The organism is Parendozoicomonas haliclonae, from assembly GCF_900174585.1.
GTDB classification, from domain to species: Bacteria; Pseudomonadota; Gammaproteobacteria; order Pseudomonadales; family Endozoicomonadaceae; genus Sansalvadorimonas; species Sansalvadorimonas haliclonae.
This window is the reverse complement of the sequence record NZ_FWPT01000036.1, coordinates 1-851: the sequence shown is the minus strand read 5'-3', so window position 1 is coordinate 851 and position 851 is coordinate 1. Positions and strand designations below refer to the sequence as shown.

The window sequence follows — 851 nt, the reverse complement described above, 5'->3', positions numbered from 1 at the left end:
TTGCATCCCCACAGTCCGAAGACGGTAGAGAAGCGGCTCTATTACGCAAATTACTCTCAATAAATTGATGAGTCACTTGTTTAACAGAACAAAGTATTTTTTGCATTTCTTCATACTCACGAGGAGTTGAGAAGAAAGCTTCATCCTGCCAGACAAGCGCCCACACGAATTGTCTGAATTCTTTGTTAAAGATCACTCTTCATCGCATCTTGTGAAGAGGAAGACTTAAGCTTAATTCCAACTCAGTAGCTGGTCGCTCAAGCGAGGCCGCCATTTTACTGATGGCCCGATCAGTGTCAAGTGATTCGTTTTTCAATCCCGAAACAATGTTTCGATGCTGACCTGGAATCTCTCAACGAGGCGCGTATCTTACTCTTAATTCCTTTGAAGTCAATCACTTCCGAAGGTCTTAAGCGCTTTGAATTGAATCAAAAAGAGACGGCTTACATAAATAGCAAAAACCCCAGTCATCTTTCGACGACTGGGGTTCTCTAATAAGTGCCTGGCGATGACCTACTCTCACATGGGGAGGCCCCACACTACCATCGGCGATGCTTCGTTTCACTGCTGAGTTCGGGATGGAGTCAGGTGGTTCCAAAGCTCTTTGGTCGCCAGGCGAAAACGGTGTGTGCTGCCAGAGGACAACACACTATAGAATCTGTCGTTCGTTGCTTTGCACTTTGTGCGTGGTAAATCTTTCGCGTTATCTGATCTTTCTTTATAAAGATCGCTTTGGCGTTATATGGTCAAGCCGCACGAGTCATTAGTACTGGTTAGCTCAACGCCTCACAACGCTTACACACCCAGCCTATCAACGTCCTGGTCTTGAACGGCTCTTCAGGGGATCAAGT

The 851-nt window shown here is 45.9% G+C and carries 1 protein-coding gene and 2 rRNA genes; all 3 read right to left on the bottom strand.

What is annotated here, in order from left to right; genetic code table 11:
- The coding region (locus EHSB41UT_RS24755) for a hypothetical protein (protein WP_207626715.1) at positions 1–196 on the bottom strand (196 nt) is incomplete at its 3' end.
- A gap of 304 nt (positions 197–500) precedes the next feature.
- Positions 501–616, bottom strand: a 5S ribosomal RNA gene (gene rrf, locus EHSB41UT_RS24115).
- A gap of 126 nt (positions 617–742) precedes the next feature.
- Positions 743–851: ribosomal RNA gene (locus EHSB41UT_RS24110) — 23S ribosomal RNA — on the bottom strand; the annotation flags it as partial.